At 52.7% G+C, this 16,564-nt stretch carries 15 protein-coding genes, 2 tRNA genes and 2 other RNA genes; 7 read left to right on the top strand and 12 right to left on the bottom strand.

The window, feature by feature from the left end; all coding sequences use genetic code 11:
- Window positions 1-55: 55 nt before the first annotated feature.
- Complete coding sequence (gene yeaG, locus A6A26_RS16975) at window positions 56-1,990, bottom strand: protein kinase YeaG (RefSeq protein ID WP_063879821.1); 1,935 nt, start codon at window positions 1,988-1,990, stop codon at window positions 56-58.
- 420 nt (window positions 1,991-2,410) lie between these two features.
- On the opposite strand from yeaG, the gene A6A26_RS16970 reads away from it, so the two are divergent.
- Together A6A26_RS16970 and A6A26_RS16965 are read left to right on the top strand one after the other, a co-directional pair.
- The gene (locus A6A26_RS16970) at window positions 2,411-3,160 is read left to right on the top strand and encodes a MipA/OmpV family protein (RefSeq protein ID WP_063879820.1); all 750 of its coding nucleotides are present in this window, start codon (window positions 2,411-2,413) and stop codon (window positions 3,158-3,160) included.
- Window positions 3,161-3,230: 70 nt separating this feature from the next.
- Window positions 3,231-4,082 (top strand): aldo/keto reductase, encoded by an 852-nt coding sequence (locus tag A6A26_RS16965; RefSeq protein WP_063879819.1) that lies wholly within the window; start codon window positions 3,231-3,233, stop codon window positions 4,080-4,082.
- 16 nt (window positions 4,083-4,098) lie between these two features.
- Here A6A26_RS16965 and A6A26_RS16960 read toward each other — a convergent pair whose 3' ends face one another.
- Both A6A26_RS16960 and gapA read right to left on the bottom strand, forming a co-directional pair.
- On the bottom strand, window positions 4,099-4,977 hold the full coding sequence (locus A6A26_RS16960) for a D-hexose-6-phosphate mutarotase (RefSeq protein WP_063879818.1): 879 nt from the start codon (window positions 4,975-4,977) through the stop codon (window positions 4,099-4,101).
- A 72-nt stretch (window positions 4,978-5,049) separates the two neighbouring features.
- On the bottom strand, window positions 5,050-6,048 hold the full coding sequence (gene gapA / locus A6A26_RS16955; RefSeq protein ID WP_063879817.1) for a glyceraldehyde-3-phosphate dehydrogenase: 999 nt from the start codon (window positions 6,046-6,048) through the stop codon (window positions 5,050-5,052).
- A gap of 340 nt (window positions 6,049-6,388) precedes the next feature.
- Between gapA and msrB the strand changes: the two genes are divergently transcribed.
- Both msrB and A6A26_RS16945 read left to right on the top strand, forming a co-directional pair.
- On the top strand, window positions 6,389-6,799 hold the full coding sequence (msrB, locus tag A6A26_RS16950) for a peptide-methionine (R)-S-oxide reductase MsrB (RefSeq protein ID WP_063879816.1): 411 nt from the start codon (window positions 6,389-6,391) through the stop codon (window positions 6,797-6,799).
- A 2-nt stretch (window positions 6,800-6,801) separates the two neighbouring features.
- Entirely contained in the window at window positions 6,802-7,083 is a 282-nt protein-coding gene (locus A6A26_RS16945) for a YeaC family protein (protein WP_063879815.1), read from the top strand.
- A 77-nt stretch (window positions 7,084-7,160) separates the two neighbouring features.
- Here the strand turns inward: A6A26_RS16945 and pncA are convergent, their stop codons facing one another.
- The 3 genes from pncA to sppA all read right to left on the bottom strand — a co-directional run bounded on the left by pncA (window position 7,161) and on the right by sppA (window position 10,747).
- Window positions 7,161-7,769: a bifunctional nicotinamidase/pyrazinamidase gene (gene pncA, locus A6A26_RS16940; protein ID WP_063879814.1), complete on the bottom strand. Its 609-nt coding sequence runs from the start codon at window positions 7,767-7,769 to the stop codon at window positions 7,161-7,163.
- A 16-nt stretch (window positions 7,770-7,785) separates the two neighbouring features.
- Window positions 7,786-8,799 (bottom strand): asparaginase, encoded by a 1,014-nt coding sequence (gene ansA / locus A6A26_RS16935; RefSeq protein WP_063879813.1) that lies wholly within the window; start codon window positions 8,797-8,799, stop codon window positions 7,786-7,788.
- A gap of 85 nt (window positions 8,800-8,884) precedes the next feature.
- Window positions 8,885-10,747: a signal peptide peptidase SppA gene (gene sppA, locus A6A26_RS16930; protein ID WP_063879812.1), complete on the bottom strand. Its 1,863-nt coding sequence runs from the start codon at window positions 10,745-10,747 to the stop codon at window positions 8,885-8,887.
- Between the two features lie 172 nt (window positions 10,748-10,919).
- Between sppA and A6A26_RS16925 the strand changes: the two genes are divergently transcribed.
- The 3 genes from A6A26_RS16925 to A6A26_RS16915 all read left to right on the top strand — a co-directional run bounded on the left by A6A26_RS16925 (window position 10,920) and on the right by A6A26_RS16915 (window position 13,936).
- Window positions 10,920-11,471 (top strand): NAD(P)H nitroreductase, encoded by a 552-nt coding sequence (locus tag A6A26_RS16925; RefSeq protein WP_063879811.1) that lies wholly within the window; start codon window positions 10,920-10,922, stop codon window positions 11,469-11,471.
- A gap of 252 nt (window positions 11,472-11,723) precedes the next feature.
- A complete protein-coding gene (locus A6A26_RS16920; protein WP_063879810.1) occupies window positions 11,724-13,640 on the top strand; it encodes a DNA topoisomerase III in 1,917 nt (638 codons plus the stop codon).
- On the top strand, window positions 13,640-13,936 hold the full coding sequence (locus A6A26_RS16915) for a YnjH family protein (RefSeq protein ID WP_063879809.1): 297 nt from the start codon (window positions 13,640-13,642) through the stop codon (window positions 13,934-13,936). The genes A6A26_RS16920 and A6A26_RS16915 overlap by 1 nt, the downstream gene beginning before the upstream one ends.
- 35 nt (window positions 13,937-13,971) lie before the next feature.
- On the opposite strand, the gene xthA is transcribed toward A6A26_RS16915, so the two are convergent.
- The 6 genes from xthA to purU all read right to left on the bottom strand — a co-directional run bounded on the left by xthA (window position 13,972) and on the right by purU (window position 16,549).
- The gene (gene xthA, locus A6A26_RS16910; RefSeq protein ID WP_063879808.1) at window positions 13,972-14,778 is read right to left on the bottom strand and encodes an exodeoxyribonuclease III; all 807 of its coding nucleotides are present in this window, start codon (window positions 14,776-14,778) and stop codon (window positions 13,972-13,974) included.
- A 239-nt stretch (window positions 14,779-15,017) separates the two neighbouring features.
- A non-coding RNA gene (locus A6A26_RS16905) (RtT sRNA) lies at window positions 15,018-15,140 on the bottom strand.
- A gap of 42 nt (window positions 15,141-15,182) precedes the next feature.
- A non-coding RNA gene (locus A6A26_RS16900) (RtT sRNA) lies at window positions 15,183-15,310 on the bottom strand.
- 42 nt (window positions 15,311-15,352) lie between these two features.
- Window positions 15,353-15,437: transfer RNA gene (locus A6A26_RS16895), tRNA-Tyr, on the bottom strand.
- Between the two features lie 35 nt (window positions 15,438-15,472).
- Window positions 15,473-15,557: transfer RNA gene (locus A6A26_RS16890), tRNA-Tyr, on the bottom strand.
- Between the two features lie 143 nt (window positions 15,558-15,700).
- Entirely contained in the window at window positions 15,701-16,549 is an 849-nt protein-coding gene (gene purU, locus A6A26_RS16885) for a formyltetrahydrofolate deformylase (protein ID WP_063879807.1), read from the bottom strand.
- Window positions 16,550-16,564 lie beyond the last annotated feature (15 nt).

Here is a 16,564-nt window from a genome sequence, read left to right as displayed (position 1 = left end):
GTCCCGTCCTTAAGTGACCGGTGCTATCCCGCACCGGTTTGCTTACAGACTCTGATCAGGACGATTTACGTACGCGCAGATACCATTCACACAGCAGGCGAACCTGTTTGCGGGTATAGCCTTTTTCCATCATACGATCGACAAAATCATCGTGCTTCTTCTGCTCATCCGTGGACGTTTTCGTATTGAACGAAATAACCGGCAACAGCTCTTCGGTATTTGAGAACATTTTTTTCTCAATCACCGTACGCAGTTTCTCATAACTGGTCCAGTTCGGATTGCGGCCGTTATTATGGGCCCGTGCACGCAGCACAAAATTGACAATTTCATTACGGAAATCTTTAGGATTACTAATCCCCGCAGGTTTCTCAATTTTTTCCAGTTCCGCATTAAGTGACTCACGGTCAAACAGCTGCCCTGTATCAGGATCGCGATACTCCTGATCCTGAATCCAGAAATCGGCATAAGTGACATAGCGGTCAAAGATATTTTGACCATATTCGGAATAGGATTCCAGATAAGCCGTCTGAATCTCTTTGCCAATAAACTCTGCATATTTCGGAATTAAATAACCTTTCAGGTGCTCAAGGTATTTTTCCGCCTGATCTTGCGGGAACTGCTCACGTTCTATTTGCTGTTCCAACACGTAAAACAGGTGAACAGGGTTGGCTGCCACTTCAGCATGATCGAAGTTAAAGACGCGGGACAGAATTTTAAAGGCGAAACGGGTGGACAATCCGTTCATCCCTTCGTCTACGCCGGCGTAGTCATGGTATTCCTGCCAGGACTTCGCCTTGGGATCGGTATCCTTGAGGCTTTCACCGTCATATACACGCATCTTGGAGTAGATACTGGAGTTATCCGGATCTTTCATGCGTGACAGAATGGAGAATCGCGCCAGAGTTTCCAGCGTGCCGGGCGCGCAAGGTGCCGTGGACAGCTCACTGTGATTCAGGAGTTTCTCGTAGATCTTGATCTCTTCGGATACGCGGAGGCAGTAAGGCACCTTAACGATGTAAACACGGTCAAGGAACGCCTCATTGTTTTTGTTGTTACGGAACGTCACCCACTCAGATTCGTTCGAGTGCGCCAGAATGATACCGTTAAACGGCAGAGCAGAGATGCCCTCTGTACCGTTATAGTTACCTTCCTGGGTGGCGGTTAACAGGGGATGCAGCACTTTGATGGGTGCTTTAAACATCTCAACGAATTCCATGATGCCCTGGTTCGCCCGGCATAACGCACCTGAGTAACCGTAGGCGTCAGGATCGTTCTGAGCATGGTTTTCCAGTTTACGAATGTCGACCTTACCGACGAGTGCGGAGATATCCTGATTGTTTTCATCACCGGGTTCGGTCTTGGCGATGGCTAACTGCTCCAGAATCGACGGCCATACTTTCACCACTTTGAAGCGGGTGATATCCCCACCAAATTCGTGCAGGCGTTTAGCCGCCCATGGCGACATAATGGTGCCAAGGTAGCGGCGGGGTACGCCGTACTCTTTTTCCAGAATATTGGCGTCTTCCTGCGGATTAAACAGGCACAGGGGATGATCGTTGACCGGGCTGCGTTCGCCATCGGCGCTCAACACAAAGATGGGCACACGCTGCATCAGCGATTTCAGCCGCTCAGCCAGAGAGGACTTACCGCCGCCGACCGGACCCAGCAGATAAAGAATTTGTTTCTTCTCTTCAAGGCCTTGTGCCGCATGTTTCAAGTAAGAAACGATTTGTTCAATCGCTTCTTCCATACCGTAAAACTCTTCAAATGCCGGGTAACGTCCCATCACCCGGTTAGAAAAGATTCGGGAAAGGCGTGGCTCCTGAGCGGTGTCAACCATCACGGGTTCACCGATAGCCATTAACAGTCGCTCTGCGGCGTTGGCGTATGCACTGCGATCCTGTTTACAGATGGTAAGAAATTCCTGCAGTGTGAACTCTTCGTCCTTGGCAGCTTCATAACGCTGACGATAATGATCGAATATATTCATAGCGATGCCCGTCCTTTCGTTTTTAGCACAGGTAAAGGAGCAATAATCAGTGCTCGTACAGCTCCCGGAAGATATTATCTTTTGCTACAGCAACCCTTATGCCAACCTGATCATTGTTATCGGGATGCACAACTTTTATGGTTACTCTCTTTCAACAAAACCCTCGGTATTAAGTTTAACTGTAGAAGGCATTCAGGAAATTTCATCATAGATTTTTGATTAGTGAGCCACATATCAATAACAAAATCATTTTGTTGCGAAACCTTTTTGACGCATAAATGGCAAATTTGTGATGTCTCTAACCCGGTTATGCCACATCCTGCCTTAAATTGGGTAGATGATTTTCATATAAGGTTAATTCAGTCTGTAAAAAGCGTTAGACTGTATGAGTGATTGTTATATTTATGGAATGAATAAATTGTGAACCAATTCAAACTTAACACGCTTATCGCACTTCTCCCTTGTTATTTTCTGGGGCAGGCAGTTCAGGCCGCGCCTTTATCACTCGGTGCATCAGTGATTTATGCGCAATCCCCGTATCGGGGTGGGCAGGACCGCTATTTGCCCGTGCCCATCATCAATTATGAAGGAGAAAACTTCTGGTTTAACACGCTACAGGGCGGTTACTACCTGTGGAAAGACCCTCAGGATCAGCTGTCTCTGACGTTGCTGGGCTCACCACAAGAATATGACCCGGGTGACAACGATCTGGGCGATATGAAAGGGCTGGATAAGCGCCGCATGACGCTGATGGGCGGTGCGACCTACAGACATACCGCAGACTGGGGGATTGTTCGTACTTCACTGCTCGGTGACGTACTCAACAACAGTAATGGCATCATCTGGGATCTTACCTACCTCTACCGCTTTAACTTCGGCGATTTTACGTTAACGCCGGGGATTGGAGCCATGTGGAACAGCGCGAATCAGAACCGTTACTACTATGGCGTATCTGGCCATGAGAGCGATCGTACCGGTATCAGCCGCTATCATCCCGATGACAGCTGGTCACCTTATGCGGAGCTGAATGCCAGCTACAGCATTACGCCACAGTGGAATGCTAACCTGTCAGGACGCTACACCCGTTTTGCCAGTGAAATCAAAGACAGTCCCATGGTTGATAAAAGTGGACAGTTCACGATCTGGACAGGCGTAAGTTACACTTTCTGATTTGCACCTTAAGAGGGCAGGCGTTGCCCTCTGTTAGTTTGTCTGCCCTATAACAGTGCAGGAGCGTAAAATGGCAAAATACGTTAACGTGGCAGGTCAACAGGCAATACCGGCGATAGGGCTTGGGACCTGGTACATGGGTGAAGACAGCAACAGCCGACAGCAGGAAGTCAGCGCGCTTCAGGCTGGGCTGGATGCGGGCTTGAAAATTATTGATACGGCCGAAATGTACGCCGATGGCGGGGCGGAAGAGGTGGTCGGCGAGGCGCTAAAAGGGCGCCGTGACAGCGCGTTGCTGGTATCGAAAGTTTACCCATGGAATGCCGGAGAATATGACGCGATAGCCGCCTGTGAAGCCAGCCTGCGGCGTTTGCAAACCGACCGCCTTGACCTCTACCTGCTGCACTGGCGTGGCAGTGTGCCCCTGGACGAAACCATAAGCGCAATGCAAAGCCTGCAGCAGCAGGGAAAAATTGTGCATTGGGGCGTTTCAAACTTCGACAGCGATGATATGGATGAGCTGTGGGCCGAAGCCGGTGGTGAAGCCTGCGCAACCAATCAGGTGCTTTATCATCTGGCTTCACGCGGTATCGAATATGATCTTCTGCCCCTGTGCCAGCAGCATGCGATGCCGGTAATGGCCTATTGTCCGCTGGCTCAGGCAGGACGCTTACGCAATCGGCTGTTTTCAGAGCCAACCCTGGTCGCCATTGCTCAGCAGAAGGGGATTACGGTTGCTCAGCTTCTGCTGGCGTGGGTTATCCGTGCGCCGGGTGTGATTGCTATCCCTAAAGCCAGCTCACTGCTGCATGTGCAGGAAAATGCCGCGGCGCTGGATATTAGCCTGAGTGATGAGGAGTGTTTCCTGATCGACAAAGCTTTCCCGCCGCCGCGGCACAAAATGCCACTGGACGTCGTATGAAAAGCGCCCTTAAGCCTTAACTCGATTTCCCTTTCAGACGAATCGTGGTCGCCAGTCGGGCCGGTTTTTCGCCCGCACTGCGTAACGGTTTGCTGATGCGAGCCGTTTCCACACAAACCATGGTTTTGTAACCTTCGTTGGGCATGTCTGTCATGCTGCAGGACAGCTCAACGCCTGGGTTCCATGTGACAACGTCACTTTGGTGGTGATGATAAACCTCGATTTGCCGCTGTCCCACCTGATCGTTAATCACGGAGCAGTCGTTTGCCGCAGTAAAGATACGGTCAACCCGGCTGGTAAAACGCTGCTTACCGTCACTGGTGCCTTCCTGATTGTCGTTAACCTTATCGATATAGGTATCACCCAGTCCCGAGACATCGACCCCATTGATATCTGCCACGTTAAAGTAGCTGTGCAGCGCAGCGGTGGACTCATAGTCACCATAGGCTTCCAGTTCGATCTCACAGTGCTGCCCAAGACGAAAACGTGCTATCAGCGTAAATTCGTGTGGCCATAACTTCAGCGTCTGTGGGTTGCTTTCCAGCACCAGCGTTAAGATCACGCCTTCTTCGTTTTCATCATGAGCAGACAGCTTCCAGGATTGATTACGGGCAAATCCATGCGCCGGTTCACCCGCAGGTCCAAACCAGGGCCAGCAGATGGGGACGCCGCCGCGAATCGCTTTACCTGGCGAGAAAGGGCTTTTATCGCTCAGCCACAGCACGTGCTTTTCCCCGCTGGGTTGCCAGGCAATAAGGTGAGCGCCCTGTAAAGTTATGGCCGCACGCACGCGAGGATGGCTGACAACGATTGCCGGAAGATCCCCGACCTGACGCTGTGACAGGTAAGGCGTAATCTGTTTAACCACGGGGAGAGAAAAGAGTTTGTCTTGCATGCCCGACTCCTTACGAAATGGATCAAAAAAAGGGTGACCGAAGTCACCCTTATTCTCTTCTGTCTGGCTGCCTTATTTAGCAGAAACCAGCGCAATCAGGTCGAGAACTTTGTTTGAATAACCGGTTTCGTTATCATACCAGGAAACCAGTTTAACGAAGTTGTCATTCAGCGCGATACCGGCTTTAGCATCGAATACTGACGTCAGGATTTCACCGTTGAAATCGGTAGAAACCACGTCATCTTCAACATAGCCCAGCACGTCTTTCATTTCGCCTTCTGAAGCGGCTTTAATAGCGGCACAGATTTCTTTGTAAGACGCTGCTTTTTCCAGACGAACGGTCAGGTCAACAACAGAAACGTTTGGAGTAGGAACGCGGAACGCCATACCTGTCAGCTTGCCATTCAGTTCTGGCAGCACTTTACCTACCGCTTTCGCTGCACCGGTAGAAGAAGGGATGATGTTCTGAGACGCGCCACGACCGCCACGCCAGTCTTTATGAGACGGGCCATCAACGGTTTTCTGTGTCGCGGTGGTCGCGTGAACGGTGGTCATCAGGCCTTCAACGATGCCGAACTTGTCGTTGATCACTTTTGCCAGTGGTGCCAGACAGTTAGTGGTACAAGAGGCGTTAGACACGATGTCCTGACCCTGATACTTGTCGAAGTTTGCACCACGAACGAACATTGGGGTGTCATCTTTAGATGGACCGGTCAGAACGACTTTCTTGGCACCTGCAGTGATGTGCTTACGTGCAGTCTCGTCGGTCAGGAAGATACCGGTTGCTTCAGCAACGACGTCAACGCCGACTTCGTCCCATTTCAGGTTAGCCGGATCTCTCTCAGCAGTAACGCGGATTTTCTTACCGTTAACAACCAGAGCGCCGTCCTGTACTTCAACGGTGCCGTCAAAACGGCCGTGAGTAGAGTCGTACTTCAGCATGTACGCCATGTAGTCAGCGTCCAGCAGGTCGTTGATAGCAACGATTTCGATGTCAGAGCGCTGTTGAGCAGCACGGAAAACGATGCGACCGATACGGCCAAAACCGTTGATACCTACTTTGATAGTCATATATTCCACCAGCTAGTTGTTAGTGAATAAAAGGTTGGCTGTAAAATTACAAAAACCTTACCAGGCGTCAAGCGGAATCGTGTCAATTGTTGCGACAGGTCAATCCACTCAACAGGAATTATTTGTGCCGCAACCGCTTGCGCGCACCTGAAAAAAACGTGCTCTGTTGAATCCTTCGCCGAATATATAGGGATATGCCAGAGAAAAGGTGATCGAAGTCACAAATCTACCTTGTAGGATACGGACTGAAGGGTTGAGCACAAAAAAAGACCCGACTAATGTTGATCGTTTGTTAGAATAGTAGTCGATTTTTACAGAATGACATCCCGGAATTGCTCAAATGCCTAAAGAAACCGCACCCGAAGCAAAAATCGCCCAACTGACTGAGATGCAACGTTATGTCACGCAGCAGCGTGGAACGGAGCCACCGTACAGCGGTGCGCTGCTGCACAATAAGCAGGAAGGGATCTACCACTGTTTGGTCTGCAACGCTCCCCTGTTTTTGTCTGACACCAAGTATGACTCAGGTTGTGGCTGGCCCAGCTTCTATCAGCCGGTAAGCGATGACGCGATTCGCTATCTGGAAGATAATTCACATGGTATGCAGCGTGTTGAAATCCGTTGTGGCAGTTGTGATGCCCATCTCGGTCATGTTTTCCCGGATGGTCCACAACCGACCGGTGAACGCTACTGTGTTAATTCCGCCTCGCTGAACTTTACCGATCAGCAAGGTGACGAGACGAAAGGATAACGATGAAACAGCAACTTGACGCGATGCTTGATGCCATGACGCCTGAAATCTATGACCGTCTGGTTATGGCTGTGGAAACCGGAAAATGGCCGGATGGCGTGGCGCTTACCCAGCAGCAGCGTGATAACAGCCTGCAACTGGTGATGATGTGGCAGGCGCGGAATAACGAGGCCCCACAGCATATGACGATCGGCAAAGACGGCGAGATGGTCACCAAGTCTAAAAAGCAGTTGAAAGATGAGTTTGGCATTGAGCCAGACGTGACTCGTATCAACCTGCATTAAGCCTGGACAGCCTGTGAAAGTGACAGGCCGTTCGAGACGTGAAGGGCTGGCAACAAGCCAACCCTTCACGTTCAGCTTCAGATAATAACCGCACCCTGTGCTGCCATCTGCGCCAGGGCAATTTCGCTGTCTTCAGGATTGAGATTCACGCCCCGGCAACCTTCCGCCACCACGTCCACCTGATAGCCCAGTTCAAGTGCATCCAGAACGCTGTACTTCACACAGTAATCGGTCGCCAGGCCCAGCATCACCAGATGCGTGATGTCGCGCGCGCGTAACCAGCTGTCCAGCTCGGTTTTACGCCGGTGGCCGTTATCAAAAAAGGCGCTATAGCTGTCAACGTCCTGATCTTCACCCTTGTGGAAGACCGCGTCGAACAGGCTGCGATCAAGCCCAGGATGAAAGTCTGCGCCGGTTGAGTGCTGAATCCCATGATCCGGCCACCAGATTTGGGGCAGACCATTAAGCTCGCCCAGGGTATAAACCGGCTCACCAGACACGGAGGCAAAACTGCCATGGTTGGCAGGGTGCCAGTCCTGTAATGCCACAACGCACTCACCTTTTTCGCGAAAGGCACGGGCATAGCGATTAGCAATCTCTACCGTATGATCGCCTTCTGTAACGGCCATGGGGCCGCCGGGGCAGAAGTCGTTCTGAATATCAATAATGATCAGTGCCCGTTTCATTCCCGTTTGCTCCGTCTCAATCTTCGGTCAGTTCGCCACGCAGGTTTTGCTGCATTTTGGCACGGATTTGCTCGCTTGAGAGATCCTGACTTAACAGATAGTGAAGTTTTGTCAGGGCGGCTTCTACCGTCAGATCAAAGCCACTGATGACGCCCGCATGTTCCAGCGCATTTCCGGTTGCGTAGCCGCCCATATTGACCTTACCGGAGATACATTGGGTGAGGTTAACCACCACAATGCCGCGCTCGCTGGCCTGCTGTAGCTCAGACAGGAACTCGGCGTTCTGCGGGGCATTGCCTACGCCGTAAGAGCGCAAAATAAGGGCTTTAACCGGCTGGCGCAAAAAGTTACGCACGACATCCGCCGATATGCCGGGATAAATCGTCACCACGCCAATGGGCTGCGGCGTGATCGTATGTACGATGAGCTCGCCCTGACCTTGCGGCGCAGGCGGTGTGTTCAGACGGCGAATATGGATGCCGGCTTCCAGCAGGGCTGACAGATTGGGTGAGGCAAACGCATTAAATCCGTCGGCATGAGCTTTCGTCGTACGGTTACCGCGATAGAGGGTGTTATTAAAAAACAGCGTCACCTCGTTAACCGGATAGTTAGCGGCAACATACAGCGAGTTCAGCAGGTTTTGCTGACCATCTGAGCGCAATTCGGCTAACGGGATTTGCGAGCCGGTCACAATGACCGGTTTTGCCAGGTTTTCCAGCATAAATGACAATGCTGACGCGGTAAAAGCCATGGTATCTGTACCATGCAGAATTACAAAGCCATCATAGCGGTCGTAATTCAGCCGGATATCTTCGGCAATGGACTGCCAGTCCTGAGGCGTCATATCGGACGAATCGATCAGGGGCTGATATTCATGGATCGTGAAGTCAGGCATTTCCGGGCGATGGAATTCGGGCATTTTTGCCAGTTCTTGCTGTAGGTGACCTGAAACCGGAATATAACCTTGAGCAGAGCGTTGCATACCGATGGTACCGCCGGTATAGGCAACGTAGATGTTTTTCTTTTGCATAGGTGAACTCAGACTTGCTGTAAAACGCGCAGTATAAGGGCAACAGCAGGGAAAAGCAGCCCGACCAGCAGTCGGGCTGAGAGGTTTATCGCACTTCACCGCAGGTCAGGCAGAAGGCATAACGGTTTTGTGGATCGTTAAGATGGTCGAACAGGCCGGGCTGATTTCGCATGGCGCTCATGACATCGTACATCGGCGCGGGCAGCCAGGCTTTCAGCTGGCCAGGCAGCACGGCCTGAACAGAGGCGTTCATCTGGTTCAGCATCAAATCGACAAAGCCGGGATCTTCCTGATACCAGTCAAGCTGCGGTTGTGAAACCTTCGCCAGCTCGGCCGCTTTCTTCACCGCATCGTCAAAATCACCCAGTGCATCCACCAGTCCATTGGCTTTCGCGTCGCTTCCGGTCCATACATGACCCTGGGCGATGGCGTCGATTTGCTCCGGCGTTTTGTGACGTGAGGTCGCAACCAGCCCAACAAAATTGTGGTAGCCGTTTTCGATGGTCAACTGCATCAACTGCTGGACTTCAGGCGGCAGCGCTTTGGTGCTGGCGACATCCGCCAGCGGTGAGGTCGCGACGCCGTCCGTATGGACACCGATGCTGTCCAGGGTGTTTTCCAGCGTATTAATCACGCCGAAGATACCGATAGAACCGGTCAGGGTGACAGGACTGGCGATAATGTAGCTGGCTGGGGTAGAAATCCAGTAACCACCAGAAGCCGCCATACCGCCCATGGAAACCACAATCGGTTTACCGGCGGCTTTCGCCGCGGCCAGTTCGGAACGGATAGCTTCCGAGGCCGTTACGCTACCGCCAGGGCTGTTGACCCGCAAAATGATCGCTTTGATCTTAGGGTCCAGTCGCGCATCACGAATCTGTGCCGCCGTGGTATCACCGCCTACATTGCCCGGCGTTTCATCACCGTCCATGATGGCGCCGCTGGCCATAACAACGGCAATATTGCCTTTCTGTTGGCTGGCGTCCGGTTTAACGTTGTAGTCATAAATACTGACGCTGCGATAATCGCTGCTCTGTTTATCAAAACCAAAGGTCTTGATGAGCATCTGATCGGCATCAGCACGTGAGCCCAGAACATCGACCAGTTTGTTATCCAGCGCATACTGACCGGTATCGCCTTTAACGGCCTGTAAGCCGGCAATGATGGCTGCCGCGCCAGGGAACAGCTGATCAGGGGTGATCTGACGGTTAGCCGACACGGTATTAAGGTAATTCTGCCAGAGTTGTCCCACCCAACGGGTGTCCGCATCGCGCGCGGCAGGCGACATATCATCACGCAGGAAAGGCTCAACAGCAGACTTATAGGTGCCGACGCGGAAGACGTGTGAATTGACCTTCAGCTTGTCGAGCAGCGTTTTGTAGTACAACCCATTGGTGGCGAAACCATGCAGGTCAACGGTCCCCTGAGGTGACAGGTAGATTTTTGTCGCATAACTGGCAAGGTAGTACTGGGCCTGACTGTAACTGTCGCCGAAGGCGTAAATGGGTTTGCCGCTCTCACGAAATTCGCGCAGCGCTTTACCAACATACTGCAGCGACGGCTGATCGCCGCCGGCAAAGTCACGCAGATCTAACACCATGCCTTTAATATTGCTGTCGCCCTTTGCCTGACGAATCGCATCAACCACATCAAACAGGGAGTTTTCCTGTAGGCGGTCGCTGCTGGTGCCTAATAACTGGCGACCAATTTTACTCAGGCGATTGCTGACGGAAGGTTTATCGACCAGCACACCGGTCAGATCAACTTTTAAAGCGCCTTGTTGCACCGGGGCAGAATGACTGCCTGAGCCGCTGACCTGAAGCCAGATCCCGACACAGACGACAATCAAGAAAATCAGGAACAGGTTAAGGATACATTCCCTGATAAAGTTCAACACTCGCCAGATCCCGCGGAACAGACCAGCAATTATTCGCCACAATGTGCGCATCACACTCTCCATATTGATATACCGGAAATAGCCGCTTTGTAGGCCAGGTCTCCGTTGACGACCTCATCCTAAAGAGCGGCGCAACAAAAGTCAGCAGGAAATCACCCTGGACTGTTACAAAAAATCCACCTGTGCCAGGATTATGCGTGCTTTAACCCCTCAGGAGAAAAACATGGATGCACTTGAATTATTGGTTAATCGTCGCTCGGCCTCCCGCTTAGCGGAGCCAGCCCCCGGCGGCGAGGTGCTGGATAATATCCTGCGCGCCGCCATGCGCGCGCCCGATCACGGTACCTTGCAACCGTGGCGCTTTATCATAGTGGAAAACGAGGGCCGCGATCGCCTCAGCCAGCTGCTTGAGAAGGCGGCGCGGGACAATCAACTGGATGAAAAGGCCATTAACAAAGCCAGCCAGGCCCCGTTTCGTGCGCCGATGATTATTACCGTTGTGGCCCACTGTGAGCTGAACCACAAGGTGCCTCGCTGGGAGCAAATCGCCTCGGCAAGCTGCGCGGTGATGGCCATGCAGATGGCGGCGGTCGCCCAGGGCTTTAATGGTATCTGGCGAAGCGGTCCCTGGACCGACGATCCGCAGGTACGCGACGCGTTCGGTTGCCGGGAACAGGACGCTATTGTGGGCTTCCTTTACCTGGGCACACCGCAGCTGAAATCCAGCACTACCGTGGTACATCCCGACACGGCGCCGTTCGTTCGCTATTTCTGAACGCTCCCAAACGAGAGATTGTGCGGTTATTGTGCGAATAGTTCCGCATTGAACCCGACGCGCTTATCAGCCGCGCGCCGCCAGGCTACCATAGCGCTGCTTCATCTGGCAGCGCATACTCTTCTCCAGGCCTGTGCGTGTGATGCAACCGTTCAGCGGGCTAAGGGGCAGGCATCGTGCCGCTCAACCCTCCGCTGACCGGTTTGCGCTGTCACCCTTGTTGTTTGCTGACGTTAAGGATTACCCGATTTAATGCGTTTGTTTATTGCAGAGAAACCCAGCCTTGGACGGGCCATTGCCGACGTGCTGCCTAAACCGCACCGGCGTGGTGATGGCTTCATCGCCTGCGGCAATGATCAGATTGTCACCTGGTGCGTGGGGCATTTACTTGAGCAGGCGCAGCCTGATGTTTACGACAGCCGTTATGCGCGCTGGTCGCTGGCGGATCTGCCGATTATCCCTGAAAAATGGCGTCTGCAGCCGCGGCCTTCCGTTGCGAAACAACTTAAAGTGGTGGAGGGATTACTGGCGCAGGCCGATGAAGTGGTCCACGCAGGTGACCCCGATCGGGAAGGGCAGCTGTTAGTGGATGAAGTGCTGGATTATCTGCAACTCCCCGCAGAGAAACGCAGTAAAGTGCAGCGCTGCCTGATTAACGACCTGAACCCACAAGCGGTGGAACGGGCCATCAACCGGCTGCGTGAGAATCGCGAATTTATTCCACTCTGCGTGTCCGCCCTGGCGCGTGCACGTGCCGACTGGCTTTACGGTATCAATATGACGCGCGCCTGGACGCTGCTGGGCCGCAATGCGGGCTATGATGGTGTGCTGTCAGTGGGAAGGGTGCAAACGCCGGTGTTGGGGCTGGTGGTACGCCGGGACGAAGAGATCGCGAATTTTGTCCCCAAAGATTACTTTGAAGTCAAAGCGCACATTGTGACGCCGGATGAGAGTCGCTTTACCGCCAACTGGGTCCCCAGCGAAGCCTGTGAGCCCTGGCAGGATGAAGAAGGTCGGCTGCTGAAACGCTCGCTGGCGGAGCATGTGGTGGCACGCATCAGCGGTCAGCCAGCTATCGTTACCGCCTACAATGACAAGCGCGAGAACGAGATCGCGCCGCTCCCTTTTTCTCTCTCTACTCTGCAAATCGAGGCGGCTAAACGTTTTGGGCTGAGTGCGCAGGCGGTACTGGATGTGTGCCAGCGTTTGTATGAAACCCATAAGTTGATCACCTATCCACGTTCTGACAGCCGTTATTTGCCCGACGAACATTTTGCCGGTCGCCACGCCGTACTCAATGCGATTCAGGCGCATCAACCTGACCTGACGCCACCAGCGGAGTTTGATGCAGACCGCAAAAACCGCTGTTGGGATGACAAAAAAGTGGATGCGCACCACGCCATCATTCCCACCGCTCGCGCCAGCGCCGTCAGGCTTAACGAAAACGAACAGCAGGTTTATGGACTGGTCGCCCGGCAATATTTAATGCAGTTTTGCCCGGATGCGGTGTTCCGTAAATGCACCATCGATCTGGATATCGCGGGCGGTAAATTTGTTGCCAAAGCCCGTTTTCTGGCTGAGGCAGGATGGCGAGCGCTGCTCGGCGGTAAAGAGCGTGATGAAGAAAATGATGGCACGCCGTTGCCTGTCGTCGCGAAAGACGATGCGCTGCTGTGCGAGCGCGGTGAGGTACTGGCGAAGCAGACTCAGCCGCCGCGCCATTTTACGGATGCAACCTTGCTGTCGGCCATGACCGGCATTGCGCGCTTCGTTCAGGATAAAGAATTAAAGAAAGTGCTGCGTGCGACCGATGGTTTAGGAACGGAAGCCACGCGCGCAGGCATTATTGAGTTATTGTTCCGCCGTTCATTTTTACACAAGAAAGGACGCTATATTCATTCGACTGATGCAGGCAAAGCATTGATCCATTCATTACCGGATCTCGCTGCCCGGCCGGATATGACGGCTCAATGGGAATCGACCCTGACGCGTATCAGTGAAAAAGCCTGTCGTTACGATGAGTTTATGCAGCCGCTGGTACAAACGCTGAGCGGGTTAATTCAGCAGGCGCGGCAGCAGCCGTCGGGACCGGCGTTTCGTGGTTTACCATCCACCGGACAAAAACGTCCGCAGCGTAAAGCAAGGCGTAAAACTAAGGAAACCGAATAATGAAATCAGCATGGCTCCTCCTGGCTGTGATGGCTGTTTGCAACCCGGCACAGGCTAACTATCGTCACCAACAGGGTGATGCAGGCGGTAGCGATACCGATGTGATCGTTAATATGCCAGCGGAAGCCTGGACGCAGGGACAAAACCGCCAGCAGAATTGTCTGCAGTGCTGTATTTTTGAAAACCGTAATTATACGGAAGGCGCGGTAGTGAAGTCAGAAGGGGTGCTGCTACAGTGTGCGCGCGATGAGAAATCGCTGGGTACTAACAATTTGATTTGGAAAATTGTGAAATAAAAACGCGTGGCTTTTTACCACGCGTCAGGGCCGTATCAGAAACGGAAGGTTGACCAGACCGGGGCATGGTCGGACGGTTTTTCCATGCCGCGGATGTCATAATCAATCCCGGTTTCAATGCAGTGCGACGCCAGCCCGGTGCTCGCCAGCAGCAGATCGATGCGCAGGCCGCGATTATCATCAAAGCCTTTTGAGCGATAGTCGAACCAGGAAAAACGGTCGTTAACGTCCGGGTTCTGTGCGCGCCATGTATCGACCAGGCCCCAACTGAGCAGGCGATCCATCCATTCACGTTCCTCTGGCAGGAAAGAGCACTTACCGGTGCGTAACCAACGCTTGCGGCTGTCTTCACCGATACCGATATCAAGGTCGGTACTGCTGATATTCATATCACCCATGATCAGTACCGGCTTATCGGCGGCCAGGCTGTCACTCAGATAGCTTTGCAAATCGCGATAAAACTTCTCTTTCGCCGGAAATTTCGTCGGATGGTCACGGCTCTCGCCCTGGGGGAAATAGCCGTTTATTACGGTGATATCACCGATCGGGCTGGGGATCTCGGCCATGATCAATCGACGCTGCGCATCATCGTCATCGCCCGGAAACCCACGGCGCACGGACACCGGCTGAACTTTGGTCAGCAGCGCCACGCCGTAATGGCCTTTCTGACCATGGTAAAACACGTTATAGCCCAGCTTTGCCACGTCTTCTAACGGGAACATATCGTCATGAACTTTGGTTTCCTGCAGTCCGATGACGTCCGGCTGATGTTTTTCGACCAGCGCTTCAAGTTGATGGGGGCGAGCCCGCAAGCCGTTAATGTTAAATGAAATAAATTTCATGGGATGACCTTCAGCGAATGATAAGCAGGATGGTAGCGATTTTTGCAGTAAAAGTCATGGCAGAGCAGGGCAATTTCAACGAGTGGTAGACAGGCTGTATCAGGGGGGCTTGATGTCAGGATTATTCGGCGCGTTGTCTCGCGCTGCTCGACCCGAACCTTAGTCGAAGGTTCTCATCCCTCTCCCAGCAGAATAGGGTGATTGGGATTATCTTGGGCAGATCAGGAGAATATTTAAGATGGTGGTGGGAGAAGGATTATTCGGCGCGCCTCACCCTGCGGGCCGCGCTGACGCGCGTTGTCTCGCGCTGCTCGACCCGAACCTTGATCGAAGGTTCTCATCCCTCTCCCCAGATAACTATGATGGTTTTGGTTTCTTAGGGCAGAAAGGCAGCATTTTCGTGATGGTGGTGGGAGAAGGATTATTCGGCGCGTTGCGCCTCACCCTGCGGGCCGCGCTGACGCGCGTTGTCTCGCGCTGCTCGACTCGAACCTTAGTCGAAGGTTCTCATCCCTCTCCCCAGATAACTATGATGGTTTTGGTTTCTTAGGGCAGAAAGGCAGCATTTTCGTGATGGTGGTGGGAGAAGGATTCGAACCTTCGAAGTCTGTGACGGCAGATTTACAGTCTGCTCCCTTTGGCCGCTCGGGAATCCCACCGGGGATGATATGTGTGTTCAGGCAGCAGATTCAGATGGTGGTGGGAGAAGGATTCGAACCTTCGAAGTCTGTGACGGCAGATTTACAGTCTGCTCCCTTTGGCCGCTCGGGAATCCCACCAGGGACTGAATTGTTGTGCTCTGAAGCGGGGCGCATCATACCAAATGCGCCAGGACTGTAAAGCGCCGACTGGCAAATGGTGAACCGTTTGTCCACTTTTTACCCGTAGCGCTGGAATGTCAGCCAATCCAGCGCCGTGGCGGTTAAAGAATAATCGTGCGGTTACCGTAAACAAACACGCGCTGACCTAATACTTTATCTAACGCGCGGCTCAGGACATTTTTTTCGACGTCGCGTCCGGCACGCATCATTTCTTCTGCCGTATAGCTGTGATCGACGTTGATGACGTCCTGCATGATGATCGGGCCTTCATCAAGATTGTCATTCACATAGTGCGCTGTCGCCCCAATGATTTTAACGCCACGCTCGTAAGCCTGGTGATAAGGCCGCGCGCCGATAAAAGCCGGCAGGAATGAGTGGTGAATGTTAATGATCTGATTGGGATAGCGCTGCACAAAACCCGGCGTCAGCACGCGCATGTACTTGGCAAGCACCACATAATCTGGCTGATAACGGTCAATTTCTTCTGCCATACGGTTGTCATGCTCTTCACGTGACAAACCTTCATGGCTGACCAGGACAAACGGAATATCGAAACGCTCCACCAGCGAACGCAGCGTATCGTGATTACCGATGACGGCGGCAATTTCCATATCCAGACCGCCAAATGCACTCTTCATCAGCAGGTCGCCAAGGCAGTGCGCTTCTTTAGTGATCAAAATAACCACACGGCGACGACCTGCGCTGTGCAGTTCACGTACGGAACCTTGTGGAAGGGCACTGTCGAGATCGGCCAGCAGGGTCGTATCGTTAAAAATCCCTTCCAGCTCTGTGCGCATAAAAAAACGCCCGGTGCGATGGTCAACAAACTCATTGTTTTGCACGATATTCAGTTCGTGCTTGTAACAAATATTGGTGATTTTGGCGATCAGACCTTTTGCATCGGGACAAATGGTTCGTAAAACTTTTCTTTGCATGGTTTGCGCTTGCATCTCAATCAGAGTCCT

This window comes from Pantoea sp. OXWO6B1 (assembly GCF_001641135.1).
In the GTDB taxonomy this organism is placed as follows: Bacteria; Pseudomonadota; Gammaproteobacteria; order Enterobacterales; family Enterobacteriaceae; genus Pantoea; species Pantoea allii.
This window is presented reverse-complemented; position numbering and strand designations above follow the sequence as displayed.